This window comes from Streptomyces sp. cf386 (assembly GCF_900103585.1).
Taxonomy (GTDB): domain Bacteria; phylum Actinomycetota; class Actinomycetes; order Streptomycetales; family Streptomycetaceae; genus Streptomyces.
Genome location: NZ_FNHV01000002.1, coordinates 225865 through 251478, shown reverse-complemented (window position 1 = coordinate 251478; position 25614 = coordinate 225865). Strand labels below are relative to the sequence as shown.

Sequence of the window (25614 nt, the reverse complement as noted above, 5' to 3'; positions counted from 1 at the left end):
AGGCGTCACTTGTGGCGAACGCCCGCTTCCTCGCCGTACTCACCGAGGACGATCACGTCGAAGGCCGCACCCGCGAACACCCTGACGGCACGCAGGGCTTCGCCGAGGCGATGACGGTGGCTCCCCTGGAGCGCTGTCGCTCCTCGGGGTCCCATGGGGGCTGGGTGGATGGTTGCTGCGCTCATGTCTCCATGATGGGTTCACCGGCACGAAGACCGCATCGGCCCACGGTGCCAAGCCGTGTACTACCTCCGTACGCCTCGGGACGGACCCCCTACCCCCAGGGAGGAGGGCCGCGTCCGGCGGGATCCCCTAGGGGTCGGACAGGGGCGGGTCAGGGGCGGGTCAGGGGCCGGAGATATTCGTTGGCATTTGAGAGGGGCGCTCACCTAAAATCTCCGCTCTTGCCCGCCTCCGTTCACGGAGCGCCGCCGACCGGACGGAAACCGGTAGGCACCTCGCAGCGCCACCCGTCTCACCCGTAGGTCCTCCGGAGGCACCCCCTTGTCCACGCCCGTCGACGACCCACTTGGCCCACTCGACCCGCTCGACCCGCTGTCCCGGGAGCGCACCCACCTCGCCGGCTCCCGCGCCGCCCTGCGCGCCATGCGCGAGGACGTCGAGTCCCTCGACATCAGCGACGTCACCGCGAACTGGGTCAACGCCGAGGTCCTCGCCCACCAGATCGACCTGCGCATCAAGGCGCTGGCCGACCTCAGCGACACCCCACTGTTCTTCGGGCGGCTGGACTATCTGCACGCGCCCGGAATGGAACAGGCAGAAGGCGCGGAGGGCGAGCGCTTCTACATCGGGCGCCGACATGTGCACGACGCCGACGGCGACCCGATGGTCATCGACTGGCGGGCGCCGGTGTCCCAGCCCTTCTACCGGGCCTCGAAGAAGGACCCGCTGGACATCGCGCTGCGCCGCCGCTTCGGCTACACGGGCGGCGATCTGACGGCGTACGAGGACGAGCACCTCTCCGACCCGGCCGAGGCGGCCCGGACCAGCAAGCTGCTCCAGCAGGAGATCGAGCGCCCGCGCGTCGGCCCGATGCGGGACATCGTGGCGACGATCCAGCCGGAGCAGGACGAGATCGTCCGGTCCGGGCTCGGCGGCACGGTCTGTGTCCAGGGCGGCCCCGGCACCGGGAAGACGGCGGTGGGCCTGCACCGGGTGGCGTACCTGCTGTACGCGCACCGCGAGCGGCTCGCCCGCACCGGCACGCTCGTCATCGGGCCGAACAAGTCCTTCCTGCACTACATCGAGCAAGTGCTCCCGGCGCTGGGCGAGTTGACGGTCCGCCAGGCGACGGTGGACGACCTGGTCGCGCACGTCGAGGTGCGCGGCACGGACGAGGCGGCGACCGCGGTGGTCAAGGGCGACGCGAGGATGGCGGAGGTCCTGCGGCGGGCGATCTACTCGCACGTGACGATGCCGACGGAAGCGGTGGTCGTGGTCCGCGGATCACGCCGCTGGCGCGTCCCGGCGTACGAAGTCGAGGAGATCGTCCGCGAGTTGCTCGCCCGCGACATCCGCTACGGCGCCGCCCGCGAGGCCCTCCCGCAGCGCATCGCGCACGCCGTGCTGGTGCAGATGGAGCGGTCGGGCGAGGCGCCGGACGACCGGGTGCAGGACGCGGTGGCCCGCAACAGCGCGGTGAAGGCGGCCGTCAAGGAGCTGTGGCCGCCGGTCGACCCGGCGAAACTGGTCCTGCGCCTGCTGTCGGACGCCGATTTCCTCGCCGAACACGCGGACGGGATCCTCAGCGAGGACGAGCGGAAGACGATCCTGTGGGCGAAGCCGGCCCGGTCGCTGAAGTCCGCCAAGTGGTCCGCTTCGGACGCGGTGCTGATCGACGAGGCCGCCGACATCGTGGCCCGCACCCCCTCCCTCGGCCATGTCGTCCTCGACGAGGCGCAGGACCTCTCGCCGATGCAGTACCGGGCGGTGGGCCGCCGCTGCACGACCGGTTCGGCGACGGTCCTCGGCGACCTGGCGCAGGGCACGACGCCATGGGCGACCCGCAGTTGGGACGAGGCGCTGGCCCACCTCGGCAAGTCGGACGGCCTCATCGAGGAACTGACGGCCGGCTTCCGCGTCCCGACGGACGTCATCACCTACGCCTCCCGCCTCCTCCCCCACATCGCGCCCGGCCTGACCCCGGTGGCCTCGATCCGCGAGAACCCCGGCTTCTTCGAGGTCCGCACGGCAGCGGACACGGCCGAAGTGGTCGCCGCGTGCGGGGAGTTGCTGGCCAACGAGGGGTCGGTCGGGCTGATCGCCGCGGATGCGCGGATCCCGGCCCTGTCGGAGGCGCTCACGGCAGCGGGGATCACATACCTGGCCCCCGGCGAGGAGACGACCCACGAGACCCGCCTGACCCTGGTCCCGGCGTCGCTCGCGAAGGGCTTGGAGTACGACTACGTCGTCCTGGACGAGCCGCAGGCGGTGGTGGACGGCGAGCCGGACGAGCGGACGGGGCTGCGGCGGTTGTACGTCGCCCTGACGCGAGCCGTGTCGGGGCTGATCGTGGTGCATGCGGCTCCGTTGCCGGCTCAGCTGGGCTGAGAGTCACCGGGTCGGGGGGGGCGGAGACGAGTTATGCCGGGCTGCGGGTCGTCGGTGGCTGGTCGCGCAGTTCCCCGCGCCCCCTAGGGGGCGTTGCGGCACCCGTCCCCATGAGAGGCGGTACCCCGCCGGCGCCGGGCTGCGCGACCCACCCCCCCACCCAGCCGCCACTCCGCCCGCCTACGAAACCCCGTCCAGCACACCCCGCCACTCAGCCACGGCCTCCGCCGAGACCGGCCCGTCCCAGCCCTCCGGCCTGGCCGCCCCGCCGATGTGAAACGCGTCGATCCCGGCCGCCACCAGCCCCGGCACATGATCGAGCCGCAACCCACCCCCCACCAGGATCCCCTGCTCATACCCGGGCTCCCCACTCCGCGCCGCCTCCGCCAGCAACGTGGAAAGCCCGTCGTCCACCCCCGCCGCCGACCCCGCCGTGAGATACGTGTCCAACCCCGCCATCCCGTCCATCTGCTTGCGCAGCGCGTCACGGTCCGCAGCCCGGTCGATCGCCCGGTGGAAGGTCCACCGGCATCCGTCCAGCGCCGCCACCACCCGCTCAACGGCGGCGAGGTCCAGCCCGCCGTCGGTGTCGAGGAAACCGAGCACGAACTCGTCGGCTCCGGCACCCCGCATCTCGCGCGCCGTCCGCGTCAGCCGGTCCAGGTCTCCGGCGGCGAACCCGTCCGCCAGCCGCAGCATCACGCGCAGGTCGATGTCGACGGCGGCGCGGATCGCGGCGACGGTCTCGACCGGCGGGGTCAGCCCGTCGGCCGCCATGTCGGTGACCAGTTCGAGCCGATCCGCACCTCCGGCCTGGGCGGCGACCGCGTCCTCGACTCCGAGGGCGATCACCTCCAGGACTGCACGCTTGCTCATGGGACCCCATTCCTCGGCATTCGACGACGACTGCGCGCGTCTACAGGTCTAGTCCAATCCAAGGGTACGGGTTGGAGAAGCCGCCGAGGAGGAGGGCCACCTGGTTGGCGTGATCCGTCGGGTCACCCGAAGATGTTCAGCTCCCTCGCCTCCGCCCCCGCCAGCTCGTACGACCCCCCTTCCGCCGGCCGCCCCGCATACAGCCGTACGAGGGTGGCGGCGTCGCCGATGTACCGCGCCGGGGGCCGCGGAGCCGTCGGCTCGCCCAGGCGCAGGGGCTCGTCCACGTCGTCCAGGTCGGCGTGGAGCGGGGTGTGCCGCCGTTCCCGGGTCAGCCGGACCAGCAGGCGCAGCGCATCCGGCAGGCCGGCGCCGGCATACGCCCCCGGCTCCCCGAGCACCTCCCGTACGTCACCGGCGTGCACCCACTCGCCCAGCGCGATGCCGTCCAGCGCTCCGCCCGCCCCGGCGATCACCGGGCCGGCCTCGGTCATCCCGCGCTCCAGTTCGTCGACGACCCGCGCGTTGGTCCAGTCGGCGCGCTCGGCGATGTCCCGGTCGTTGGACTCGGGCGAGAACACGCCCTCCTCGAACCGGCTCTCCACCACCCGCATCAGCGCGGCCGAACAGTGCGCCAGCACATCCCGCACCGACCACCCCGGACACGCGACGGTCGGCAGCGCGAAGTCGGCGTCCGGCCGCGTGCGCAACAGCGGAACCAGCGCGTCCCGCTCGACGACCAGCAGCCGTCCCGGCAGCTCGGGATCCCTTACCTCGTGCGCATCAGCAGAAGTCATGACCTCCACGCTAGGGGCCGGGGCGGCCGGGACGGGAGAATGCCGGGACGGGAGAATGAAGGCATGGCCGATCTCGAAGATCTCCGGTCCCGCTGGCTGCGCACCCTGCTCGCGGCGCGGGACGACGAGTCCCACGCCTCCTCCCTCTCCCCCGACCGGTACGGGGAGGCCCTGCTGCGCCGCTGGTCGGAGCCGCAGCGGCGGTACCACACCGTCGAGCACCTGGCTGCGGTCCTCGGGCACATCGACGCACTGGAGCAGTACGCGGACGACGTCGTGGCGGTGCGGCTCGCGGCCTGGTTCCACGACGCCGTGTACCTGCCGGACCGGTCGACGAACGAGGAGCGCTCCGCCCGGCTCGCCGAACGCGCCCTCCCGGAGGCCGGTGTCCCCGCGGAGCGGACCGCCGAGGTGGCCCGCCTCGTCCGCCTGACCACCGGCCACGACCCGGCGCCGGACGACCGCGACGGCCAGGTCCTGTGTGACGCCGACCTCGCGATCCTCGCCGCGCCGCCCTCCGCGTACGCCGCCTACACGGCCGCCGTCCGCGAGGAGTACCACTTCGTCCCCAGCGACGCCTTCCGCGAGGGCCGCGCCGCGATCCTGCGCCAACTCCTCGCCCTGCCAAGCCTGTTCAGCACCCCGCACGGGAGGAAGGAGTGGGAGGCCACGGCCCGCTACAACCTCGCCTCCGAGCTGGAAATGCTGTCGCTCTGAACCGCCCGTCGCCGTAGCCTGCAGGGCATGCGAGACATGGGCGGGGAACGCGTACAGGAAGCCGTGGCAGGCTGCGTGGCGCTGCTGCGGACGGCCGTGGACCGGGACTGGAAGACCGTCCGGGCCGGGCGGGTGGAGTGGGACTGTCACGCCACCGCGTTCCACATCGCCGAAGACCTCATCGCCTACGCCGCCAACCTGGCCGGACGCGCCCAGGACGCCTACGTCCCGTTCGAGATCACCCTCGACGAGGGCACCGGCAACGAGGACCTCCTCCACGTCATCGAGACGACCGGCGCCCTCCTGACCGCCGCCGTCCGCACCGCGCCCCGCGAGGCGCGCGCCTTCCACCCGTACCCCTTCCGCAGCGCGAACCGCGAGGGCTTCGCCGCGATGGGCGTCGCCGAAGTGCTGCTCCACACGCACGACATCGCCGAGGGGCTCGGCCTGGCGTACGAACCGCCCGCCGAACTCCCCGAGTTCGTGCTCACGACGATCTTTCCGCACGTCCAACCCGGCCCGGACCACTGGCGCACGCTGCTGTGGGCCACCGGCCGCGGCGATCTGCCCGGCCGCGCGCCCGTCACCGAGTGGCGCTGGCGCAACAACCTCGTCATCCCCACCGACCGCCTCACCCTCCAGGGCGTCACCCCCGCCTCCGCGGCCGACCTGCGCTCCGGCGGCGACGGCGGCTTCGAGTGGGTCGAGGGCGGGCCCTTCGAGGGCACGCGGGAGGCCGCCGAGTGGATGATGAAGGCGTACGAGGGGGGCGTACACCGGCCCGAGTGGGGGCTGTTCGTCCTCGTCCGGCGGGAGGACGGCCTTGCGGTCGGGGGCGTGGGCTTCCACGGCGTACCGGACGACGAGGGCCGGGCCGAGGTCGGCTACGACCTCGCCGCATCCGCCCGCGGCCACGGCTACGCCACCGAGGCCCTGCGCACCCTCTCCGACCAGGCCCTGGCCAGGGACGACGTGAAGCAGCTGTGCGCGATGATCGAGGACACCAACACCCCGTCGCAGGGCGTGGCCACGCGCGCCGGATACGTCCGGGCGAGCGTCGAGGAGGAGCGCACGGCCCACGAGGAGCAGGACATGGACCGGACGCTCCGGCTGTACGTCCGCCGGGGGCAGTCCGCGGCGGCCTAGCCTGAGGGCGAGCCGACCCGCGCCGCCTTCAGGGAGCCCGCCATGTCGTTCACCGACGAGGAGACCGCCTACCTGTACGCCAACCCGCTCGCCCGGTTCGCCAGCCTCTGCGCGGACGAGCAGCCCGATGTGGTGCCGGTGGCCCTCGAGTTCGACGGCACGCACTTCTGGGTGGGCGGGCCGGGCACCGAAGTGCTCGGCACCCGCAAGTTCCGCAACGTCGGGCACGGCCGCGACAAGGTGGCCTTCGTCGTGGACGACCTGGTCTCCGTCGAACCGTTCGTCGCGCGCGGCATCCGGGTGTACGGCATCGCGGACGGGCCCGTCGAGCGGGTCGGCATGGTGGGTCCCGGGCACTACCTGCGCATCACGCCGACCCTCTCGTGGAGCTGGAACCTGTCCGACCCTCCGCAGCCCGCCGGCGACTCCTGGTACTCCATGCACCGGACCACGCACACGTGACCCACGTCACGCCCGAGGGGCCACGACTCACGTCACATCCCGTCTGGCCGTTCCGTCATAGCTGTGTAACCGACAGCAGACGACAACGGATGGGGAGTTGGCCATGAGCGCCCGCCTGAACCTCTTCGAGAACCCGATCGCCGGCAAGGTCATCAAGCACTTCGGCTCGGCCGGCAAGGTGGTGCACGACTCGCCGCTGCCGATCGGCACACAGCACCTGGTGACGCTCCGCGCCAGTCAGATCAACGGCTGTGGCTTCTGCACCGACATGCACAGCAAGGACGCCGTCGCCGCGGGCGAGGACTGGCTGCGCCTCAACCTGGTCGCGGCCTGGCGGGAGGCCACCTGTTTCACCGAGGCCGAGCGCGCCGCGCTGGAACTCACGGAGGAGGGCACCCGTATCGCGGACGGGGCCGGCGGAGTCCCGGACGAGGTCTGGGAGAACGCCGCCAAGCACTACGACGAGGAGCAGCTCGGCGCCCTGGTGATCCTCATCGCCATGATCAACACCTACAACCGGCTGAACGTCATGATCCAGCAGCCCGCGGGCAGCTACCAGCCCGGCCAGTTCGCCTGACCCAGGGCCGAGCCGCGCGGCCGAGGGGGCGTCAGCCCAGCTCCCGCCCCTTCGGCCTGCGCAGCCCCGCCCCGTACAACAACCGCACCACCTCACGGCTGCTGACCTCCACCGCCCCCGCGCGCACCACGTCGGCGTACCGATGGGACGGGATGTCGTAGTGATCCCGCTCGAAGGCCCGGCGCGGCACGCCCAACCCCTCGGCGAACGTGTGCAGTTCGTCGTACGACACATCGCTCACGAGGTGCGACCACATCCGGCCGTGTCCCGGCCAGGTCGGCGGGTCGATGTAGATCGTCACGACGTGCCGGCCGAGCCGAGCGCCCCCACCGCCGCGACCTTCACGCCCGCCTCGTGGCACACCCAGTGCGGGTCGGGGCCCAGCTCCGGTTCGATCTCCAGCGCGTGCGGGTCGCCGGAGCGGCAGACCGGGCACAGCGGCCAGCGGCCGTAGTTGTCCAGCAGGGCGTCCTGCACGTCCTGGGCGACGAGCCCGGCCACGTACTCCACGCCTTCCGGCCACTGCTCCACCCACCAGCGCCGCTGTACGACCGACTCCTCGACCAGCGAGACGACGTCCGCCTCGGCGACCTCGCCCGCGACCAGATCGGCGAGCACGAGGGCGCGGGCCGTGTGCAGCGCCTGCTCCAGCGGACTGATGGGTTCCATGGTCCCATTGTGCGCACTCTTGACCCGGCACCGAGCCGAAAATATCTTTCATCTGTGACCCAGGACGTGAAGGAAAGTTTCGGCAACGGTTCCGGAGGGCCCCCGCCCGCACCCGCCGCCCTCGCGGCCAAGGTGCGCACGCTCGCCCCCTCGATGACCCGCTCCATGCAGCGCGTCGCCGAAGCGGTCGCGAGCGACCCGGCGGGCTGCGCGGCCCTCACGGTCACCGGCCTCGCCGAACGCACCGGCACCAGCGAGGCCACCGTCGTGCGCACCGCCCGCATCCTCGGCTACCCCGGCTACCGCGACCTGCGCCTCGCCCTCGCCGGCCTCGCCGCCCAGCAGCAGTCGGGCCGCGCGCCCGCCATCACCACCGACATCGCGGTGGACGACCCGATCGCGGACGTGGTCGCCAAGCTCGCCTACGACGAACAGCAGACCCTCGCCGACACGGCCGCAGGCCTCGACACGGCCCAGCTGGGAGCGGCGGTGTCGGCCGCCGCCGGGGCCCGCCGGATCGACGTGTACGGCGTCGGCGCGTCCGGGCTGGTCGCCCAGGACCTCGCGCAGAAGCTGCTGCGGATAGGGCTGATAGCCCATGCGCACAGCGATCCGCATCTCGCCGTGACGAACGCGGTGCAGCTCCGCGCGGGTGACGTGGCGATCGCGATCACGCATTCCGGGTCGACGGGGGACGTCATCGAGCCGTTGCGGGTCGCCTTCGAGCATGGGGCCACGACGGTTGCCATCACCGGGCGGCCGGACGGGGCAGTGACGCAGTACGCCGATCACATCCTCACGACATCCACGGCTCGGGAGAGCGAGTTGCGTCCCGCGGCCATGTCGTCCCGGACCAGTCAGCTTCTTGTGGTGGACTGCCTGTTTGTGGGGGTTGCTCAGCGGACTTATGAGACGGCGGCGCCGGCGTTGGCGGCTTCTTATGAGGCGCTGGCACATCGGCACCGTCGATAGACCGTAGGCCTGACGGTTGTGGGTTGGCTGCGGACCGGTCGTGGCTGGTCGCGCAGTTCCCCGCGCCCCTTGGGTCGGACAGCACACCGAAACCCGGAAAGAACCGTCTCCTCATGACCTCTACATCCAACCCCCGTGAACTCCGCGCCGAGTTGGACTCCCTGACCACCGAAGCCTTCCGTCCCGAGCTCGCCGAGATCGATCAGCTCCCGACCCTCGACATCGCCCGCCTCATGAACGGCGAGGACGCCTCGGTACCCGCCGCCGTCGCCTCGCGTCTCCCGCAGATCACCGCCGCCATCGACGCCATCGCCGAGCGGATGGGGCGGGGCGGGCGGCTCGTCTACGCGGGTGCCGGTACCGCCGGGCGGCTCGGGGTGCTCGATGCCTCCGAGTGTCCGCCCACCTTCAACACCGAGCCGGGCCAGGTGGTCGGGATCATCGCGGGCGGGCCGGAGGCCATGGTGACCTCCGTCGAAGGCGCCGAGGACTCCGCAGCGCTGGCCCGGGCCGACCTCGACGCCCTCCCGCTCACCCCCGCCGACACGGTCGTCGGCATCTCCGCCTCCGGACGCACCCCATACGCGATCGGCGCGGTCGAACACGCCCGTGCGCAGGGGGCGTTGACGGTCGGCCTGTCCTGCAACCCGGACAGCGCCCTGGCCGCCGCGGCCGAGCATGGCATCGAGGTCGTCGTGGGCCCGGAGCTGCTGACCGGCTCGACCCGGCTGAAGGCCGGCACCGCGCAGAAGCTGGTCCTCAACATGCTCTCGACGATCACGATGATCCGCCTGGGCAAGACGTACGGGAACCTGATGGTCGACGTCCGCGCCTCCAACGACAAGCTGCGCGCCCGCTCCCGCCGTATCGTCGCCCTGGCCACGGGCGCGCCCGACGCCGACATCGAGCGGGCCCTGACCGAGGCGGGCGGCGAGGTGAAGACGGCGATCCTGATTCTGCTGGCCGGCGTGGACGGGTCGACGGCGGCGGGGCTGCTGGAGTCCGCCGACGGTCACCTGCGGGCGGCGCTGAAAACGGCGGGGAGCTGAGTCAACTCCCCTGTTAGCGTGGCCATATGACGGCACCCTCGACGTTTCGCATCGGCGGCGATCTGGAAGTACGACGGCTCGGGTTCGGGGCCATGCACCTGCGGCCCGAATCCGCCGAGGAGCGCGCGGCCTGCGTCGCGGTCGCCCGGCGCGCGGTCGAACTGGGCGTCACGCTGATCGACACGGCGCATCTGTACGGCTGGGGAGCGAACGAGGATCTTCTCGCCGAGGCCCTTAATCCGTACCCGGAGGGGCTCGTGATCGCCACGAAGGTCGGGTTCCGGCAGACGACGTCCGGTGAGGGCTGGCGGCACGCGGGCGCGCCGGACGATCTGCGCGGGCAGGTCGACGAGGCTCTGCGCCGCCTGCGCCTGGACCGCATCGAGCTGCTCCAACTCCACCGCCTCGACCCGGGCGTACCGCTCGCCGACCAGCTCGGCGCCCTCCGCGACCTGCGCGACGAGGGCAAGATCGGCCGGATCGGCCTGTCGGAGGTGACGGCCGACGAGCTCGCCGAGGCGCGGTCGGTCGTCGACATCGCGAGCGTCCAGAACCGGTACAACCTCCTCGACCGCGAGCACGAACCCGTACTGAAGGCCTGTGAGGCGGCGGACATCGCGTTCCTGCCGTGGCGGCCCGCTGCGGCGGGCGCGTCCGGGGGCAGGTCCGCGGAGATCGCCGCGGTGGCGGCGGAACTCGATGCCACGCCCACCCAGGTCGCCCTCGCGTGGCTCCTCGCCCACTCCCCGGTGATCCTGCCGATTCCGGGGACGTCGAGCGTCGCGCACCTGGAGGAGAACCTCGGGGCGGACGCCGTACGGCTCGACCGGGAGCAGTACGACCGACTGAGCCGCGCCGCCGAGTCCGCCTGACGCGGCACAACCCTGCCCCGGTCACGTTGGTCTTTCGTGCGTGAACCCTGCGCCGCAACCGGGCACAGGGCGTTGAGTACGGGAGATACACCATGTCAGCCACAGCCATTCGTCGTACCGTCCTGGCCGCTTCCGCGGTCTCCCTCGCGCTTCTCGCCACCGCCTGCGGTGGCGGCGAGCAGGGCGGTGAGGACAAGGGGGCGACGGGCGGCTCCAAGTCCGAGAAGCCCGCGGCGAAGGCGCTCACCGCCGCCGAACTGGAGAAGCTCGTCGTCGCCAAGGGCGATGTCGAGGGCCACGAGATCACGAAGCCGGGGAAGGCGGACGTCTTCGATCCCGGTGCCGTGTCCGTCGAGAAGGCCGAGTGCGAGCCCGTCGGCCAGGTGCTGTCGGCCCTGCCGGCGAGCAAGCCGGCGTCGAGCGTCCAGCGGCTCGTGGTCCAGAAGCCCGAGGCGGCCAAGAAGGACATGCCCTCGATGGAGGAGCTCGCGGAGATGACGGAGGAGGAGGCCCAGCAGGCGACGCTCGACTCGCTCGACATCACCAAGACGATGACCTCCCTCTGGTCCTACGAGGGCGACGGCGCCGAGCAGACCCTCGCCGCCCTGCGGGAGGCCGGCAAGAAGTGCGCCGGGGGCTTCTCCATGACGATCGACGGGGAGAAGCAGCAGGTCGGCAAGGTCAGCGAGGAGAAGCTCTCGGCCGGCGAGGACGCCGTCGCCTGGACGGTGGCGACGAAGCAGGACGGGACGCCCGGCGAAACCAAGGTCGTTGTCTTCCGGCAGGGCACCACGCTCGCGGGGTTCTCGTCCTTCAACATCGCCGCGGTCACCCGGGGCGAGGCGTTCGAGCAGCCGACGGCCGTCATCGAGGCCCAGGCGGCCAAGCTCGGCTGACCGGGACGGGGGAACCGGGGGGACCCCCGGTTCCCCCGGTTCCCCCTCTCGTCCCACGTGGCGCAGGACACGTTCATGACAGGATTGCGTTGGGGAAAGGTCAGGGAAGGCATAGGGGCGCCCATGATTGCCGTGAAGGGATGACCCGTGCCGTCCACTGCCCCTCCCCCCATACCCCGGGCCGCAGGATCGCTTCCGTTCATCGGTCACGCTCTGAAAATGCGCGACAACCTCGGCTTCATCGACTCGCTGCGCGACACACGGGAACCACTCGTCGAGATCGTCCTGCAACCCGGGACGCGCACCATCGTGGTCCAGGACCCGGCCCTGATCCACCAGATGCTCAAGGCCCTGGCGCCCACCCTCGACAAGGGCCGGCTCTACGACAAGCTGGGCCAGCTGCTGGGCGACAGTGTCGTCACCGCCACCGGCCGGACCCACGTACGCAAACGCCGCCAGGTGCAACCGGCGTTCGCCCACACCGAGATCAGCCGGTACGTCGACATCATGCGCGCCGAGGTGGCCGCCACGGTCGCCGGCTGGGAGCCCGGGCGGCCCCTCGACGTACGCGAGGCGATGGTCGGGCTCAGCCTCGACATGCTGGCCAAGACGGTGTTCGCCGGCAGCCTCGACGACGCCGTCTTCCGCCGGCTGCGCAGCGACCTGTCGGTGGTGTTGAACGACGTCGGTGTGCGCATCATGCTGCCCGACTGGACCGAGCGCCTGCCGCTGCCCTTCAACCGCCGCTTCGACCGGGCCCGGGCCGGCGTACGCGCCACCATCAACACCGCCGTCGACGAACTGCAGGCCTCCGGGCACGACACCGGGGACATGCTCTCCATGCTGCTGCGCGCCATCGACGAGGAGACCGGCGAGCCGCTGACCGGGCATCAGATCTGCTCCGAGATCCTCACCCTGGCCGTGGCGGGCACCGAGACCACCGCGTCGGTGCTGTCCTGGACGCTGTACGAACTCGCCCGCCACCCCGACATCGAGGCCCGGATCCTGGCCGAGCTGGACGAGGTTCTCGGCGAGCGGCCGGTCGCCTTCGACGACGTGACCCGGCTGCCTCACCTGAACCGGGTGATCACCGAGACGCTGCGGCTGCACCACCCCGGCTGGCTGGTCACCCGCCGCACCACCGAGGAGACCCGGCTCGGCGAGTGGACGCTGCCCGCCGGCACCGAACTGGCCTACTGCCAGCACGCCCTGCACCGCGACCCCGAGCGCTTCCCCGACCCGCACACCTTCGACCCGGACCGGTGGACCGACCCCGCGCAGGAGCCTCCGCCGGGCGCGTTCCTGCCCTTCGGGGACGGCAAGCACAAGTGCATGGGGGACCGCCTCGCCCTCACCGAGATGGTCACGGCGCTCGCGACGATGCTGCGTTCGGTACGGCTGGAACTCGCCGAGGGCCAGGTCATCCGCCAGGTCGCCCGGCTCACCGTACGGCCGCGCGCCCTGCGGATGGCCGTCCGCCCCCGGAACCGTCGCGAGTCAGTGCCCGTCGCTACGGTGCACTGATGGCCGACACCACCTTTTGGACCTGCCCACCCGACCGAGAAGTTCAGGGACGGGGCGATGACTGCACCCTCACCCTTCTTCTCCCCCCGTTCCCCACGGGCACGGTGGACTTCTCTCCCCACAACCCGGCAGAAGCCCGCCACTTCGCCGAAAACTTCGCCACCGTCGACGAGATCCTCGAAGAGCTGCCCCCCATCTCCGCAGCCGCCTCTCCGGCTCTGTGGACACGGGCGGACCTGGACATCATCAAGGTGGGCTGCTGGGGCAACGTCATCTCGATCACCGACCCGGCCCTGGCCGACAACATCGGCGATCTGCCGCTGCTCGGCGCATCCACCAAGCTCCGCGAGCGCCACCCCGACGCCAGGATCGTCGGATCGGCCAACGTCGACTGCGGAGAGGACCACACCGAGGACATCATCCAGCTCCCCGGCGGCTTGATGGTGCACACCGAAGGCTGGCCCGGCGTGGAACCGCTGGACGTCACCGGCGACCCTCGGGCCGTGGTGCGCGCCCTCGGCATCAGCTCCGAGACCCTCGCCGACGAAGCGATCGACCTGGACGAGGAGTCCGACGAGATCGACTGGCGGGCCCTGGGCCGGCTCGCGCTCGGACCGTGCGACCCGTGGGGCCGCCCGGACCTGACGATGTCCGTCTTCCGCGTCCGCCACACCAGCGGCTCGACCTACCGGATGGAGGAGAGCTGGTTCTGGAACCGGTAACGGTGCGGAAGCCGACTCGAGAACCGTTGACCCCGCCGTCAGTCGGCCACGGCCTCGATGAGGGAGAACGGCGCGGCCTCCGTGAGCGGGGTGACCGAGGTGAGGGACAGGCCCGCGCGTCGGCACACCTCCTCGAAGTCCCGCCGGGTGCGCTCCCGGCCGCCCACGTTCACCAGCATGTTGAGGTCGCTCAGGTAGGTGACTCCGCCGTCGGTGACGTCGGATTCGGCGCGGGTGTCGACGACTTCGGGCAGCACCGGCTCGACGATCAGGACGAGTCCGCCAGGGGGCAGCACCTCGCGGCAGTGGCGCAGGATCGTGACCGCCCGGTCGTCCGTCCAGTCGTGCAGGATGCTCTTCATCAGGTAGAGGTCGCTGCCCTCGGGGACGGCACGGAAGAAGTCCCCGGCGACCAGTGAGCAGCGGTCCGACAGCCCATGCCGCTCCAGCGTCCGCGGCGCCTCGGCCAGGCCCTGCGCGGTGTCGAGGACCACGCCGGTGAGATGCGGATGCGCGTCGAGTACGGCGGCCAGGAGGGTGCCGTCGCCCCCGCCGACGTCCGTGACCCTCGTGAACCGGCCGAAGTCGAAGGCGTACGGCAGCGCGGCGGCGGTCTCCGCGACGGCCTGGCTCATCGCCGCGTTGAACTCCGCGGACAGCTCCGGGTGTTGGCCGAGGTGGCTGAAGAAGTCCGTACCGAAGACGGTGTCGAAGGCGATCTCGCCGGTCCGGACACTGCCGTCCAGCTGCTCCCAGGCGCGTACGATCGCCGGCTCGGTGAACATCCGCACGAACGACGTGAGGGAGTCGGGGTGGCCCGGGTCGAGGAGGGCGCCGGCGGGGGTCGCAGAGAAGGAATCAGGGGCGCTTTCCGATTCCGCCAGCAGACCGAGCCCGGCCAGGGCGCGCAGCAGCCGCGTCATGGACTGGCGCTCGGCACCGACGGCGACGGCCACCTCGGCGGCCGGGCGCGGTGTGTCACCGACCAGCTCCAGCACCCTGAGCCGGACCGCCGCACGCAGGGTCTGCGCGGCCATGCTCCCGAACGCGAGCCGGACGATCAGATCGCGGTCGGCTGTACCGGCTGCTCGGACGTCGGTGTCGGGCATGTTCGCCATGGGTGGGATTCCTTTCGGGGTGGGTGCAAGTGGAAGTGGGGTGGGTGGAAGTGGACTGGGGTGGGTGGAAGTGGAGTGGGGTTGAACTCGGGCGTCGAGGAACTCCGACGTCAAGACGGGCACCGCCCGCCTAACCCGCGGACGTCGCCATGCCGGCCAGGGCACCCGGCGTGCACCCGGCGAGGGCCAGTACGTCGCGATGGAGGTGGGGCTGGTCGGCGTATCCGCAGGCCAGGGCGGCGTCACTGATGCTCGCGCCGGTGCGGAGCGCTCGGGCGGCGTGGTCGAAGCGGACCAGCATCGCGGCACGCTTCGGGGTGAGCCCGATCTGGGCGCTGAACCTGGACCACAGCCGCTTACGGCTCCACCCGCAGGAGGCCGCGAGGTCGTCGACCCGCACCCGGCCTCGACGGGCCACGATCGTGTCCCAGACGGCGGCGACCTCGGGCGCCATCGACGGAGCCCCCGCCGCCCGCCGCGCGAGGAACTCGTCCACCAGCCCGAGGCGTTCCCGCCACGTCACGGCGTCGGCCAACCGCTCGCGGAGGCATCGCTCGGGCCGCCCCCACAGGTCTTCGAGCCCGGTGACGGCTCCGTCCAGTTCGCGCGGGGAGACACCCAGCACCGCGTAGGCGGCCCGCGGTGACAGGCACACCTCGACGCACTCGACCCGCTCGCCGCGGATGCGTGCCGGACCGGGCGAGAGCGAGGCGGCGAGGCTCCGCAGGGGCCGGGGTCGGTGCCCACCGCCGCTCTCCACAGTCATCGGGTCGTCCCCGAACCCGATGACGACGATCACGGCGGGCTGCGGAAGCACCCGCATGTCCAGCCCAACGGCGCCACGGTCATGGAACCCGGCCATCCGGACGCCGTCGAGGGCCATGCCGGCGAGCGGGACGGCGACCTCCCAGCCGTTCTCGACCTCACGATGCACGGGGGCGGACCCCACCTGGTGGCTGCGCATGCTTCTACGGTCGCCGACTGCGGCGGTCCTGTCTTGGACGAAAATTCCGTACGACGCACTCCGAGGACCCGGCGATTGAGGTCAGAATCTGACCTCATTGGCTTCTAGCGTGAGTCTCGACCGATGGAACACACATCCATGGAGGCCGAGACCATGCAGGACGCCACGCCCAACACCGCCACCGCCACCGCCCCCGCTTCCGTCCCCGCCGCCGACGAGCGCGCCGACCTCCTCGAAGCACTGGCCAAGCACCGCCAGTTCCTGCGCTTCACCGCCCGCGACCTCACCGACGAGCAGGCCGGGCTGCGGACCACGGCCAGCGAGCTGTGCGTCGGCGGCCTGATCAAACACGTCACGTCGGTGGAACGGAGCTGGGCGGACTTCATCCAGCACGGGCCGTCGGCCATGCCCGACTTCACCGCCATGACCGAGGCCGACTTCGCCAAGCGCGCCGACGACTTCCGCATGCTGCCCGGCGAGACACTGGAGGGCGTCCTCGCCGACTACGCCGAAGTGGCCGGCCGCACCGACGAGTTGGTCGCTGCCCTGCCCGACCTGAACGCCGCCCACCCGCTGCCCAAGGCACCCTGGAACGAGCCCGGTGCCCACTGGTCGGCCCGCAGGGTCCTGCTGCACATCATCGCCGAGACCTCCCAGCACGCCGGCCACGCCGACATCATCCGGGAGTCCCTGGACGGCGCGAAGACCATGGGCTGACCCGGCCTCGGGGCGGTTCGGGGTTCGATCGGTCTCTCTGGTTCATCGGCGCTCCTCGGTGAACATCTCGATCAGGCCCTGAGCCGTGTTGTTCTCGGAGGCGATCCCCTGGACCTCGACGCCTTCATAGGTGACGGCCTCGGCGCTGCGGGGGAACATGGCCTGCTCGTACGCGGTGAGCGCGGCCTCGACATCGTCCGGGTGCGCCGCGAGGGCCTTGCCGAGTTCGGCGCCGTCGAGCATGGCCAGGTTGGCGCCCTCGCCGTTCGGGGCCGCGAGGTGGGCGGCGTCGCCGAGCAGGGTCACCCCCGGCACCCGGTCCCACCGGAGTCCGGTCGGCAGAGCGTAGTGGGGGCGCAGGACCGGTGCGGTGTCGCCGTCGGTGATCAGCGAAGTGAGCTCCGGCGCCCAACCCTCGAACTCCGCCGCGATCCGCGCGGTGGCCGCGGCGGCATCGGTGAAGTCGATGGCGGCGAACCAGTCCTGCGGCTTGGACAGCACCACGTAGGTGTGCAGGGTGTCGCCGCTCTCCCGGTGGGCGAAGATCTCCTTGCCCGGCGAGGGCGCGATCATCGACCCGCCGCCGACCGCCTTCGCGGCCGCGGAGTGCCGGGTGTCGGCGCCGAACAGGTAGGTCTCGACGAACGACGTGCCGGCGTACGAGGGGGTGGCGTCGGAGAGCAGCGGGCGGACCCGTGACCACGCGCCGTCCGCGCCGACCAGCAGGCTCGTGACGACGGCGGCGCCATCGGCGAACGTCACCTCGTGGCGCCCCTCGCCGAGGGCGCGGGTGCCGCTGACCTTGCGCCCCCACCGGACGGTACCGACCGGGAGCGAGTCGAGCAGGATCTGCCGCAACTCGCCGCGCTGCACCTCGGGGCGTCCCCCCGTCCCGTCGTCGCCCTGCTCGAACATGACGGTCCCATCCGGGTCGAGGACCCGCATCGCCTGCCGCCCCTCCAGGACGATGGCGCGGAACTCGTCCATCAGACCGGCCGCCTCAAGGGCGAGCTGCCCGTTGTAGTCGTGGATGTCGAGCATCCCGCCCTGCGTACGCGCCCCCGCGGAGGACTCGGCCTCGTAGACCGTGACCGGGATGCCATGGACGTGCAGGACACGGGCCAGCGTGAGTCCGCCGAGTCCGGCGCCGATGATCGTGACAGACGTGTGCATGGTGGCTCCTCGGGATCGGGGCCGCCCGGTGAGCTCCGGCCGGCCGTCTCCGCAAAGGTGCAAGACCCCGCCTACAAGCCACCGACAGCGGACCGACAACCCCCGACAGCCGACCGACACCGCAGATCAGCAGATCAGCTCAACGGGGCATACGCCCCTCCCGGTTGACGGCCTGAACCTGCTCCCGCAACACCTCCGCACGCGACGCGACCTCCACCGCATCCGGCGGACAGTCCCACTCCCGCCCACCCCCGACGGGCCGCAACTGCACCTTCCCGCCCACATGCCCTCTGACCTCGCCGATACGCCCGTCCCGCGCATCCACGGCATGACTGCCGACGGCCGGCTGCTCGCCCCGCACCACGGAGGCCAGCTTCTCCGCGACCCGGACATTGCAGCGCCCGAGCTCGACGAGCGGGAACGGCTCGTCACCGGCACCGGTCACCGGGTCCACGCACAGAGAGGGCAGGACCACCCCGGCCCCCACAAGGGCCTCCCGCAGGGCCACCACGACTTCTTCGGTCGACCGCACGCTTGCCTCCACATCCACGTCCACATCCACGCTGAGTTTGCGATTCGCAACACAGCGTGTCGGTCATGTGCCTAACCTGGCCATACGAGGCACCCCAACAACCTCGTCTGGTGGACCGGGAGTTGCACATGCCAGGACCCAAGGACCTCGACCCCTCTTCATCGCCACGAGCCCTGTTGGGCGCGGAGTTGCGTCACGCGCGCGAGAGAAAGGGCCTCAGTCAGGAGGCCCTGGGCCTGAAGCTGTTCGTCAGCGGCACGTTCATCGGCCAACTGGAGGCGGGCACGCGGCGCTTGCAGCCCGACATGGCGCCGATGCTCGACGAGATCCTGGACACGAACGGCTTCTTCACGCGGAACTGCAAGGCGTCCAACAAGTCGAAGTATCCGGAGCACTTCGCGGAGGCGGCGGAGGCCGAGGCGGAAGCTACGGTGATCAGGCATTACGCACCGCTGCTGATCCCCGGACTACTGCAGACGCCTGCCTACGCGCGGGCCGTAAACCGCGCGTACGACCCGACGGCAACGGAAGAAACGATCGACGAGTGGGTGGAAGGCCGGATGGAGCGGATCCGGCTGCTCGACCACCCAACACAGCCCTTGTTGTGGACGGTACTTGACGAGGCTGTACTGCGCCGAGAGACCGGCGGCCGAGCGGTGATGGCGGAGGCGCTGCGCCATGTCGCGGACATGGCGCGCCAGAGGCGAGTCATCGTGCAGGTGCTGCCGTTCAGTGCGGGAGCGCACAAGGCGATGGAGGGCTCGCTGAAGCTGATGGACTTTTCGGATGCCCCTCCGCTGGCCTACCTGGAGGGTCCCGGCACCGGCCGGCTGGAGGACGATCCGGCCATCGTCGCCCAACTCAGGTTCACATTCGATCTCCTCGTGGCCTCCGCACTCTCGCCGGAGAAGTCTCTGGCCCTCATTGAGGCGATGGCGCAGGATTACGCCCATGAGGAACATCCCTGAGTACGACCTGGACGGCGTCACCTGGTGCAAGTCCAGTTACAGCGGTGGCGGCGGCAACGAGTGCCTGGAAGTCGCGCGCTGGCGCAAGTCGACGTACAGCGGTGGCGGCGGCAACGACTGCCTCGAAGTAGCCGACGGCAACCCCACCGTCGTCCCCGTCCGCGACTCCAAGAACCCCCTCGGCCCGAAGCTCGTATTCCGAGCCTCGGCCTGGTCCGCCTTCGTCGAGGACGTGAAGGCCCGGTAGACGTACGCGCCTCTCACCGCCCCCTTGCCGCCGAAGGACGCCGCACCGTTGTCAGTGCTGTCTGCGATGGTTCGGGTACGGAGATCAGCGGGCTGGAGGGGGCATGGGATGACGGGGCGGGACGCCGGCGGCTGGACCGGCATGGACTATCGCGGCTGGCAGGACCACGCGGACGTGACGCGCCGCCTGAACGCCGGGGCCGATCCGGAGAGGTGGGGCGTCGGAGGCTCACGGCCCCTGCATCGCGCCGCGGTGTTCGGCTCGCCCGAGGTCGTCGCGGAACTGGCCCGGCGCGTGGCGGACGTGGACGCGCTGGAGAACGGAACGACCGCACTGTGGGACGCGGTGGTGGCGGGCCGTACGGAGAACGCGCGAGCGCTGGCCGCCGCCGGAGCCGACCCGGAGTGGGTCGGATACGGCGGCTGGACGCCGGGACGGCTGAGTCTCGCCGGGCCGGAGCCGGATCTGTTCGACCTGTCCGAGGCTCAGCCGGGTCTGTCGCAGGCGGAGCACGCGGTGGCGGAGGAGGGCCGACGGCTGATCGCGGCCCTCGGTGACTTCTACTACGACGGCCTGGGCCTGGCGGCCGTGGCCGGGATCGACGCCGAGGAGGCGATACGCCGCCTGGAGGCGACCCCGGCCGACGGCGAACTGATCGAGGACATACTGGCGGACCCGTTCGACTACGACCTGGACGAGACCCTGCGACTCGTCGGCGTGACGACCGTGCCGGGCGGCTGCGTCGTCACCCAGCCATGGGGATACGGCCCTTCGATGCCGGGCATACACACCCGCCTCTCCGCAGGCACCGTCTCCTACGGCCTGTACGCCAACCCCAAGAGCGGGAACCAGGGCAGCATCCACCGCGACGGCGCAGGCGAGGGCTGGGACCTGCACCCGGGCGGCGGCCCGTACCCGGAGGAGAGCCCGGAAGAGGTCCTGTTCTCGTACGTCTACTGCCACCACGCGGTGGCCTACTCGCTCGCGTACGCCGGACTGCGCCCGACCGACGCCCGCGCGGTCCTCGGCCCGCCGGACCACTGGGTCGAACTGCCGAATAGCGACTACTGGGCAACGTGACGAAGCCTCCCGAAGCTCAAGCATCCAGCTCCGAGCCCTCTTTGCAAGGAATGGTTGGAGGGCCTCAACCCACCCTCCCACCCGGCGAGTTGACTTGACGCGTTCGGCTTGCCACGCAGAGTCACGGTGGTTTAGCGTGCCCGAATAACGAACAGCCCCCGCCAGGTGCTACCAACACCTGCGGGGGCTTGACCAACGAGATCGAAGGCTGACGAGGTCCGATCCCATGGCTGATGCCAAGCTTAGTGCTGCCTCCCTACCCGCGCACGCCTCCCCGCACCCCATGGCCAATCCGGGTTACGGGAAACGGTCAGCACCCGATCAACACCGGCGCACGAACCACGACTTCGCCGCCCTCCCACCCCGCGAAGCCGCCATCGCCGCCTACATCGACCGCCTCCCCGACGGCGCCGACATCTCCGTAAAAACGCTGGCCAAGCAGCTCCCGTACGGACAGTGCGCCCTCCGCACGGCCCTCAACAACCTCCAACGGGCAGGCCACTTGCGCCGAGGCCGCGAACACCTGGCATCCGATTCCGGCTCCGCCCGCTGGATCACCCGATCGTGGTTCTCCCGTACGGCACGCGACGACGACTGGTGGGCAGCGTTCACGAGGGGCGACGTACCGAAGGAACCCCCACCGGACGGCCCACCCCGCCAGACCCGCTCCCGGGCCTACGTCCTCCTGGCCGCCCTCGGCCGCGAGACCCCCGCGCTGTCCCTGTCGGCCATCGAGTGCGCGGCTCTCGCACCCCTGGTCGCCGACTGGTACGAGCGCGGCGCCACCGACACCGACGTACTCCGCGCCCTGACCAGCGGCCTCCCGACCCCGGTCCACCACCCGGCGGCCCTGCTCCGCAACCGCCTCACCAGCAAACTCCCACCGGAACGCGCCCCGGCCCGCGTATCCCTCCGCATCTTGGAGTGCGCGAAGTGCGGAGTGCCCGGCCGCCCGGAGGCGTTACCGGGCGGCATCTGCCGGGCATGCCGGGGCGAACGCGCCGCCGACCGCCACAGTGCGCCCGTGCAGGCCTCCACAATCCAAGCCCGTGCGGCAGAAATCCGTGCCGCAATGTCCGAACGACGACAAGAAAGGACACCCGCATGACGGCTCCTACGGTCCGCCGACACCGCCCCGGGGCACGATGGAGGGAAGGAGGCGAAGCCATGACCCCCAGCACCGCCGAACGCCCGCAGATGCCCATCGAGGACTTCGAGGACCTTGCTGCCGCCGCCCCGGAGAATGTGCGGCTCGAATTCGTCAACGGACGGGTCCGGACCAAGGATCCGCTCAGCGTCGACCGACGCGGCGCTCGCCCCGGTGGATCACTTCGTCGAGCACGGCGAATGGTCCGGGACTGACGGCATCCTGATGGCCCTGGAGATCACCTCCCGCGATCGTGACACCAACCAACGCGACCGCATCGACAAGCCCGTCGGTTATGCGGAGGCCGACATTCCCGTCTACCTCCTCGTCGACCGCGACAACTGCACAGTCGTCGTGTACAGCGAGCCCAAAGAAGGCCGCTACCAGCAGTCCCCGTCCTACCCCTGGGGAGCCACCGTCGAGATCCCCTCCCCCGTGAACATCACCCTCAACACCGAGAAACTCAAGGACTACGCCCACTGACACCCAACACGGACCGGACGAAGCAGCCACTTGAACCCACTGGAAGAGCCGCAGCATCTGCTCGACGAAGCCGACATCGCCGAAGCCCGCGCTCGTCAGGCGGCTCTGTCCGGCCCGCCACTGTCCCACGACGAGTTCATGGCCCAGTTGGAGACAGAGGATCTCCATGTGCATGCTGAAGGTCGGCCACACCCCCTGACCAGGCCCCCGCAGAGCCGCCACGGAGCCACCCCATGAACCACACCCAGCTGACCGCCCTCGGCCGAGCCCTCCGCCTCCTCGGCGAGCACGGCGAGGCCCTCACCGCCACCACCCCGGACGCCAAGCTCCACGAGGTCAAGGCAGACCTCCGCCGCGCCCTCGACCTCCTCGACGAGAGCGTCACCGGCGCCGCCCCGACGACCCGCTGCCCGGAGCACCCGAACGGCCCGGTCGACACCGCCGCCCCCGACCTCTGCCTGCTCTGCGAAACCCGCCGCCGAGCCGCCCGCCGCTCCGAGTACAACGGCACCGGCCCCGCAGCCCCCCGTACTCCCGAGCACACCGCCCCCTCCCGCTACGGCGTCCGCGGCGACCGCCCCCAGCCCCAGCAGCGCTGGCTGCCGGAGCTGTGGAACGGCCAGGAGTGGCAGCTCTGCGGTACCCCGCGCCGAGACCGCCGCGAGGCCGAGCTCTATCTCGCCGCCGCGCGCCGCGGCCCGCGCCCCGCCATGGCCTACCGTCTGGTGCACGAGTTCACCGACTACGAGGTGCTGCGCGTGTGGGGTACGCCGGTGAAGGTCGACATCGAGCCGCTGGGGAACCTGTAGCCCTGCTTCACGTACTGCTTGGGAGCTACTTCGCCGTAGCCCCCACCTGCTCCGCCGCCCCCTCAGCCACCGGCTCCCCGCCCACGGCCACCGTCTGCCGCGGAATGAACGACGCCACCACGAAGGCCAGCAGCGCCGCCCCGGCGCCCACCGCCAGAACCACCTTGAAGGCGTTCTCGGACGGAAGGGCGTACCCGCCGAGGTTCGTCGTCATCTGGGCGAGGATCACGCCCGCGACCGCGCTCGCCGAGGACGTACCGAGGGAACGCATCAGCGTGTTGAGGCTGTTCGCGGCGGCCGTCTCCGACGCGGGCACGGCGCTCATGATGAGCGCGGGCATGGAGCCGTAGGCGAAGCCGATACCGGCGCCGTTGATGCAGGCGACCAGGATGAAGTGCCAGACCTCGGACATCAGGACGATGTTGAGGCTGTAGCCGGTGGCGACGATCAGAACGCCGATCATGAGCGTGACCTTCGGCCCCTTGGCCCGGGAGATGGCGGCCGACACCGGGGCCGTGGCCATCATGACGAGACCCGACGGCGCCATGCACAGGCCCGCGATCAGCATCGACTTGCCGAGGCCGTAGCCCGTCTGCGCGGGGAGCTGGAGGATCTGCGGGATGACCAGGCTCATCGCGAACATCGCGAAGCCCACCGCGATCGAGGCCAGGTTGGTGACCAGCACCTGACGGCGGGCCGTCGTCCGCAGGTCGACCAGCGGCTGCTCGGTGCGCAGCTCCCACCAGCCCCAGGCCAGCAGGATCACCACGGCCGCCGCGAACAGACCGAGCGTCGTCCCGCTGGTCCAGCCCCAGTCGGCGCCCTTGGAAATGCCGAGGAGCAGACAGACCAGGCCGGCCGCCATGCCTATGCCGCCGACGAGGTCGAAGCGCCCGCCGGTGCGCACCTTCGACTCGGGCACCACCAGCAGCACACACCCCAGCGCGACGACACCCATGCCGGCCGACGTCCAGAACAGGACGTGCCAGTCGAAGTTGTCCGCGATGAGCGCGGCGGCGGGCAGCCCGAGCGCGCCACCGATGCCGAGGGAGGCGCTCATCAGGGCGGTGGCGGAGCCGAGGCGCTCGGCGGGGAGTTCGTCGCGCATGATGCTGATGCCGAGCGGGATCACACCGGAGGCCAGACCCTGGAGCACCCGTCCGACGATCATCGGGACCAGCGAGTCGCTCAGGGCACAGACCACGGAACCGGTCACCAGCAGGACGACGCTGACCAGCAGCATCCGCCGCTTGCCGTACATATCCCCGAGCCGCCCCATCACGGGCGTCGCCACGGCCGCCGCCAGCAGCGTCGCCGTGACCGCCCAGGCGGTGTCCGACGCCGGGGCGTCGAGCAGCTTCGGCAGCTCCGGGACGATCGGGATGACCAGGGTCTGCATCAGCGAGACGACGATCCCGGCGAAGGCCAGCACCGCCACCACGGCGTTCGGCCGCGGCGGTGCGGAGCCCCCGGCCGCGACGGGAGGGGCAGGGGCGTGGGACATGACGGGGCCTCCGTGGACGTACGAGCGTGCAGGGTACGTAATTGACCGAGGCAACCTTAAGTCAGTTGATTGACTTACTCAAGCGAGACAGGTGGCGCCCAGGTCAGGCGCCCCCGCTCACATCAGGTCAGGTCAGACGCGACCCGCTCACGCCTCCCGTTCCAGGAACGCCCGCACCTGCCCCTCGTCCAGCTCGTACACCGTCTCGTGCGCCCGGGGATCCCGCGCGTGGAAGGTGTGGAACATCGGCCCCGCGGCCCCACCCAGCTCGACCAGCGACGCCGAGGCCCCGCGCACCACCCGCTCGGTGCCGGGCGGCATGGTCAGATCGACGCGGCTGACGACACCGGGGGTGACCCAGACCGGCACCGCTTCCAGGAAGCCGAAGAGCTGGAGGTGGTAGTGCCCGGTCAGGACGACCCGTACGTCACTCCCGCGGATCGCCTCCGCCAGCTCGCCCGGGTTGCGCAGCCCGAAGAGCGGCTGGGTCGCCGAGATGCCGAGGCTGATCGGCGGATGGTGGAGGGCGAGGACGGTGCCCCGCTCGGACGGCCTGCTCAACACCCCGCGAAGCCAGTCCAGTTGGTGTGCGCTCAGCTCCCCGTGCACCTTGCCGGGCACCAGCGAGTCCAGCGTCACGAACCGCCGGCCCCCGACCGTGCTCACCGCCGCCCGCTCCGAGGCCTCGGAGTCCAGGACCGCCTCCGGTGCCGGGTGCCCGCTGCCCAGCACCTTCCCGAAGGCGCCGCGCTCGTCGTGGTTGCCGGTCGTGTAGAACACGGGCGCGTTGTGGCCGCGCGCGAACTCGCCCACCAGCTGCTGTACGGCCGTGTACGCCTCCACGGCCCCGTCGTCGGCGATGTCCCCGGTGACGACGACCGCGTCCACGTCCCGCAGATGCCGCAGCTCGGCGAGCATCAGGCGGAGCGAGTCGGTCGCGTTGACGCCGTACTCGTTGGGGGTGTCGGAGCGGTCCACGTGAGTGTCGGAGAGATGAAGGATCCTCATCTCTCCGACACTAG

General features: G+C 71.0%; 30 protein-coding genes. 19 read left to right on the top strand and 11 right to left on the bottom strand.

What is annotated here, in order from left to right; translation table 11 throughout:
• Positions 1 to 5: 5 nt before the first annotated feature.
• Complete coding sequence (locus BLU79_RS05350) at positions 6 to 185, bottom strand: hypothetical protein (protein ID WP_093904433.1); 180 nt, start codon at positions 183 to 185, stop codon at positions 6 to 8.
• A 319-nt stretch (positions 186 to 504) separates the two neighbouring features.
• Between BLU79_RS05350 and BLU79_RS05345 the strand changes: the two genes are divergently transcribed.
• A complete protein-coding gene (locus BLU79_RS05345; RefSeq protein WP_093904432.1) occupies positions 505 to 2571 on the top strand; it encodes a HelD family protein in 2067 nt (688 codons plus the stop codon).
• Between the two features lie 180 nt (positions 2572 to 2751).
• On the opposite strand, the gene BLU79_RS05340 is transcribed toward BLU79_RS05345, so the two are convergent.
• Positions 2752 to 3447 carry a copper homeostasis protein CutC gene (locus BLU79_RS05340; protein WP_093904431.1) on the bottom strand — a complete coding sequence of 232 codons (696 nt, stop codon included), beginning with the start codon at positions 3445 to 3447 and terminating at the stop codon, positions 2752 to 2754.
• A gap of 122 nt (positions 3448 to 3569) precedes the next feature.
• Positions 3570 to 4244, bottom strand: a complete 675-nt coding sequence (locus BLU79_RS05335) for a maleylpyruvate isomerase family mycothiol-dependent enzyme (protein WP_093904430.1) — start codon at positions 4242 to 4244, stop codon at positions 3570 to 3572.
• Positions 4245 to 4307: 63 nt separating this feature from the next.
• Here BLU79_RS05335 and BLU79_RS05330 point away from each other — a divergent pair, with 63 nt between their 5' ends.
• The 4 genes from BLU79_RS05330 to BLU79_RS05315 all read left to right on the top strand — a co-directional run bounded on the left by BLU79_RS05330 (position 4308) and on the right by BLU79_RS05315 (position 7146).
• The gene (locus BLU79_RS05330; protein ID WP_093904429.1) at positions 4308 to 4961 is read left to right on the top strand and encodes an HD domain-containing protein; all 654 of its coding nucleotides are present in this window, start codon (positions 4308 to 4310) and stop codon (positions 4959 to 4961) included.
• 27 nt (positions 4962 to 4988) lie between these two features.
• Entirely contained in the window at positions 4989 to 6107 is a 1119-nt protein-coding gene (locus BLU79_RS05325; RefSeq protein WP_093904428.1) for a GNAT family N-acetyltransferase, read from the top strand.
• 42 nt (positions 6108 to 6149) lie between these two features.
• Complete coding sequence (locus tag BLU79_RS05320) at positions 6150 to 6569, top strand: PPOX class F420-dependent oxidoreductase (protein WP_093904427.1); 420 nt, start codon at positions 6150 to 6152, stop codon at positions 6567 to 6569.
• A 103-nt stretch (positions 6570 to 6672) separates the two neighbouring features.
• Positions 6673 to 7146 carry a carboxymuconolactone decarboxylase family protein gene (locus tag BLU79_RS05315; RefSeq protein WP_093904426.1) on the top strand — a complete coding sequence of 158 codons (474 nt, stop codon included), beginning with the start codon at positions 6673 to 6675 and terminating at the stop codon, positions 7144 to 7146.
• Between the two features lie 31 nt (positions 7147 to 7177).
• Here the strand turns inward: BLU79_RS05315 and BLU79_RS05310 are convergent, their stop codons facing one another.
• Both BLU79_RS05310 and BLU79_RS05305 read right to left on the bottom strand, forming a co-directional pair.
• Positions 7178 to 7447, bottom strand: coding sequence for a DUF4031 domain-containing protein (locus BLU79_RS05310; protein WP_093904425.1), 270 nt, complete (start codon positions 7445 to 7447; stop codon positions 7178 to 7180).
• Complete coding sequence (locus tag BLU79_RS05305; RefSeq protein ID WP_093904424.1) at positions 7444 to 7815, bottom strand: hypothetical protein; 372 nt, start codon at positions 7813 to 7815, stop codon at positions 7444 to 7446. The genes BLU79_RS05310 and BLU79_RS05305 overlap by 4 nt, the downstream gene beginning before the upstream one ends.
• A gap of 54 nt (positions 7816 to 7869) precedes the next feature.
• On the opposite strand from BLU79_RS05305, the gene BLU79_RS05300 reads away from it, so the two are divergent.
• From BLU79_RS05300 to BLU79_RS05275, 6 genes are all read left to right on the top strand, one after another.
• Positions 7870 to 8787, top strand: coding sequence for a MurR/RpiR family transcriptional regulator (locus BLU79_RS05300; protein WP_093904423.1), 918 nt, complete (start codon positions 7870 to 7872; stop codon positions 8785 to 8787).
• 113 nt (positions 8788 to 8900) lie between these two features.
• Entirely contained in the window at positions 8901 to 9836 is a 936-nt protein-coding gene (murQ, locus tag BLU79_RS05295) for an N-acetylmuramic acid 6-phosphate etherase (RefSeq protein ID WP_093904422.1), read from the top strand.
• Between the two features lie 26 nt (positions 9837 to 9862).
• Positions 9863 to 10708, top strand: a complete 846-nt coding sequence (locus tag BLU79_RS05290) for an aldo/keto reductase (RefSeq protein ID WP_093904421.1) — start codon at positions 9863 to 9865, stop codon at positions 10706 to 10708.
• 92 nt (positions 10709 to 10800) lie between these two features.
• Positions 10801 to 11604 (top strand): hypothetical protein, encoded by an 804-nt coding sequence (locus BLU79_RS05285; RefSeq protein WP_093904420.1) that lies wholly within the window; start codon positions 10801 to 10803, stop codon positions 11602 to 11604.
• A 147-nt stretch (positions 11605 to 11751) separates the two neighbouring features.
• Positions 11752 to 13128: a cytochrome P450 gene (locus tag BLU79_RS05280; RefSeq protein WP_305657734.1), complete on the top strand. Its 1377-nt coding sequence runs from the start codon at positions 11752 to 11754 to the stop codon at positions 13126 to 13128.
• A complete protein-coding gene (locus tag BLU79_RS05275; protein WP_093904418.1) occupies positions 13128 to 13850 on the top strand; it encodes a DUF6333 family protein in 723 nt (240 codons plus the stop codon). Before BLU79_RS05280 ends, BLU79_RS05275 begins: the two co-directional genes overlap by 1 nt.
• Positions 13851 to 13888: 38 nt before the next feature.
• Here BLU79_RS05275 and BLU79_RS05270 read toward each other — a convergent pair whose 3' ends face one another.
• On the bottom strand, positions 13889 to 14959 hold the full coding sequence (locus tag BLU79_RS05270; RefSeq protein ID WP_093904889.1) for a methyltransferase: 1071 nt from the start codon (positions 14957 to 14959) through the stop codon (positions 13889 to 13891).
• Between the two features lie 139 nt (positions 14960 to 15098).
• Positions 15099 to 15932 carry a helix-turn-helix domain-containing protein gene (locus BLU79_RS05265; protein WP_093904417.1) on the bottom strand — a complete coding sequence of 278 codons (834 nt, stop codon included), beginning with the start codon at positions 15930 to 15932 and terminating at the stop codon, positions 15099 to 15101.
• A 153-nt stretch (positions 15933 to 16085) separates the two neighbouring features.
• Between BLU79_RS05265 and BLU79_RS05260 the strand changes: the two genes are divergently transcribed.
• Complete coding sequence (locus BLU79_RS05260) at positions 16086 to 16649, top strand: DinB family protein (protein WP_093904888.1); 564 nt, start codon at positions 16086 to 16088, stop codon at positions 16647 to 16649.
• 42 nt (positions 16650 to 16691) lie between these two features.
• Here BLU79_RS05260 and BLU79_RS05255 read toward each other — a convergent pair whose 3' ends face one another.
• Together BLU79_RS05255 and BLU79_RS05250 are read right to left on the bottom strand one after the other, a co-directional pair.
• Positions 16692 to 17822, bottom strand: a complete 1131-nt coding sequence (locus BLU79_RS05255; RefSeq protein WP_093904416.1) for an FAD-dependent oxidoreductase — start codon at positions 17820 to 17822, stop codon at positions 16692 to 16694.
• Between the two features lie 139 nt (positions 17823 to 17961).
• Positions 17962 to 18354, bottom strand: a complete 393-nt coding sequence (locus tag BLU79_RS05250) for a hypothetical protein (protein WP_093904887.1) — start codon at positions 18352 to 18354, stop codon at positions 17962 to 17964.
• A gap of 128 nt (positions 18355 to 18482) precedes the next feature.
• Between BLU79_RS05250 and BLU79_RS05245 the strand changes: the two genes are divergently transcribed.
• From BLU79_RS05245 to BLU79_RS05220, 7 genes are all read left to right on the top strand, one after another.
• Complete coding sequence (locus BLU79_RS05245) at positions 18483 to 19322, top strand: helix-turn-helix domain-containing protein (RefSeq protein ID WP_093904886.1); 840 nt, start codon at positions 18483 to 18485, stop codon at positions 19320 to 19322.
• Positions 19306 to 19569: a DUF397 domain-containing protein gene (locus BLU79_RS05240; protein ID WP_093904415.1), complete on the top strand. Its 264-nt coding sequence runs from the start codon at positions 19306 to 19308 to the stop codon at positions 19567 to 19569. The genes BLU79_RS05245 and BLU79_RS05240 overlap by 17 nt, the downstream gene beginning before the upstream one ends.
• 108 nt (positions 19570 to 19677) lie before the next feature.
• The gene (locus BLU79_RS05235; RefSeq protein ID WP_093904414.1) at positions 19678 to 20649 is read left to right on the top strand and encodes an ankyrin repeat domain-containing protein; all 972 of its coding nucleotides are present in this window, start codon (positions 19678 to 19680) and stop codon (positions 20647 to 20649) included.
• Between the two features lie 226 nt (positions 20650 to 20875).
• Entirely contained in the window at positions 20876 to 21757 is an 882-nt protein-coding gene (locus BLU79_RS05230) for a hypothetical protein (RefSeq protein WP_256333156.1), read from the top strand.
• A gap of 59 nt (positions 21758 to 21816) precedes the next feature.
• Complete coding sequence (locus tag BLU79_RS49870) at positions 21817 to 22011, top strand: hypothetical protein (protein WP_371131812.1); 195 nt, start codon at positions 21817 to 21819, stop codon at positions 22009 to 22011.
• The gene (locus BLU79_RS05225) at positions 21971 to 22279 is read left to right on the top strand and encodes a Uma2 family endonuclease (protein WP_371131811.1); all 309 of its coding nucleotides are present in this window, start codon (positions 21971 to 21973) and stop codon (positions 22277 to 22279) included. Before BLU79_RS49870 ends, BLU79_RS05225 begins: the two co-directional genes overlap by 41 nt.
• Positions 22280 to 22512: 233 nt before the next feature.
• Positions 22513 to 23088, top strand: a complete 576-nt coding sequence (locus BLU79_RS05220; RefSeq protein WP_093904412.1) for a hypothetical protein — start codon at positions 22513 to 22515, stop codon at positions 23086 to 23088.
• 25 nt (positions 23089 to 23113) lie between these two features.
• Here BLU79_RS05220 and BLU79_RS05215 read toward each other — a convergent pair whose 3' ends face one another.
• Positions 23114 to 24592, bottom strand: coding sequence for an MFS transporter (locus tag BLU79_RS05215; RefSeq protein ID WP_256333155.1), 1479 nt, complete (start codon positions 24590 to 24592; stop codon positions 23114 to 23116).
• Between the two features lie 147 nt (positions 24593 to 24739).
• Entirely contained in the window at positions 24740 to 25600 is an 861-nt protein-coding gene (locus BLU79_RS05210) for a metallophosphoesterase family protein (protein WP_093904411.1), read from the bottom strand.
• Positions 25601 to 25614 lie beyond the last annotated feature (14 nt).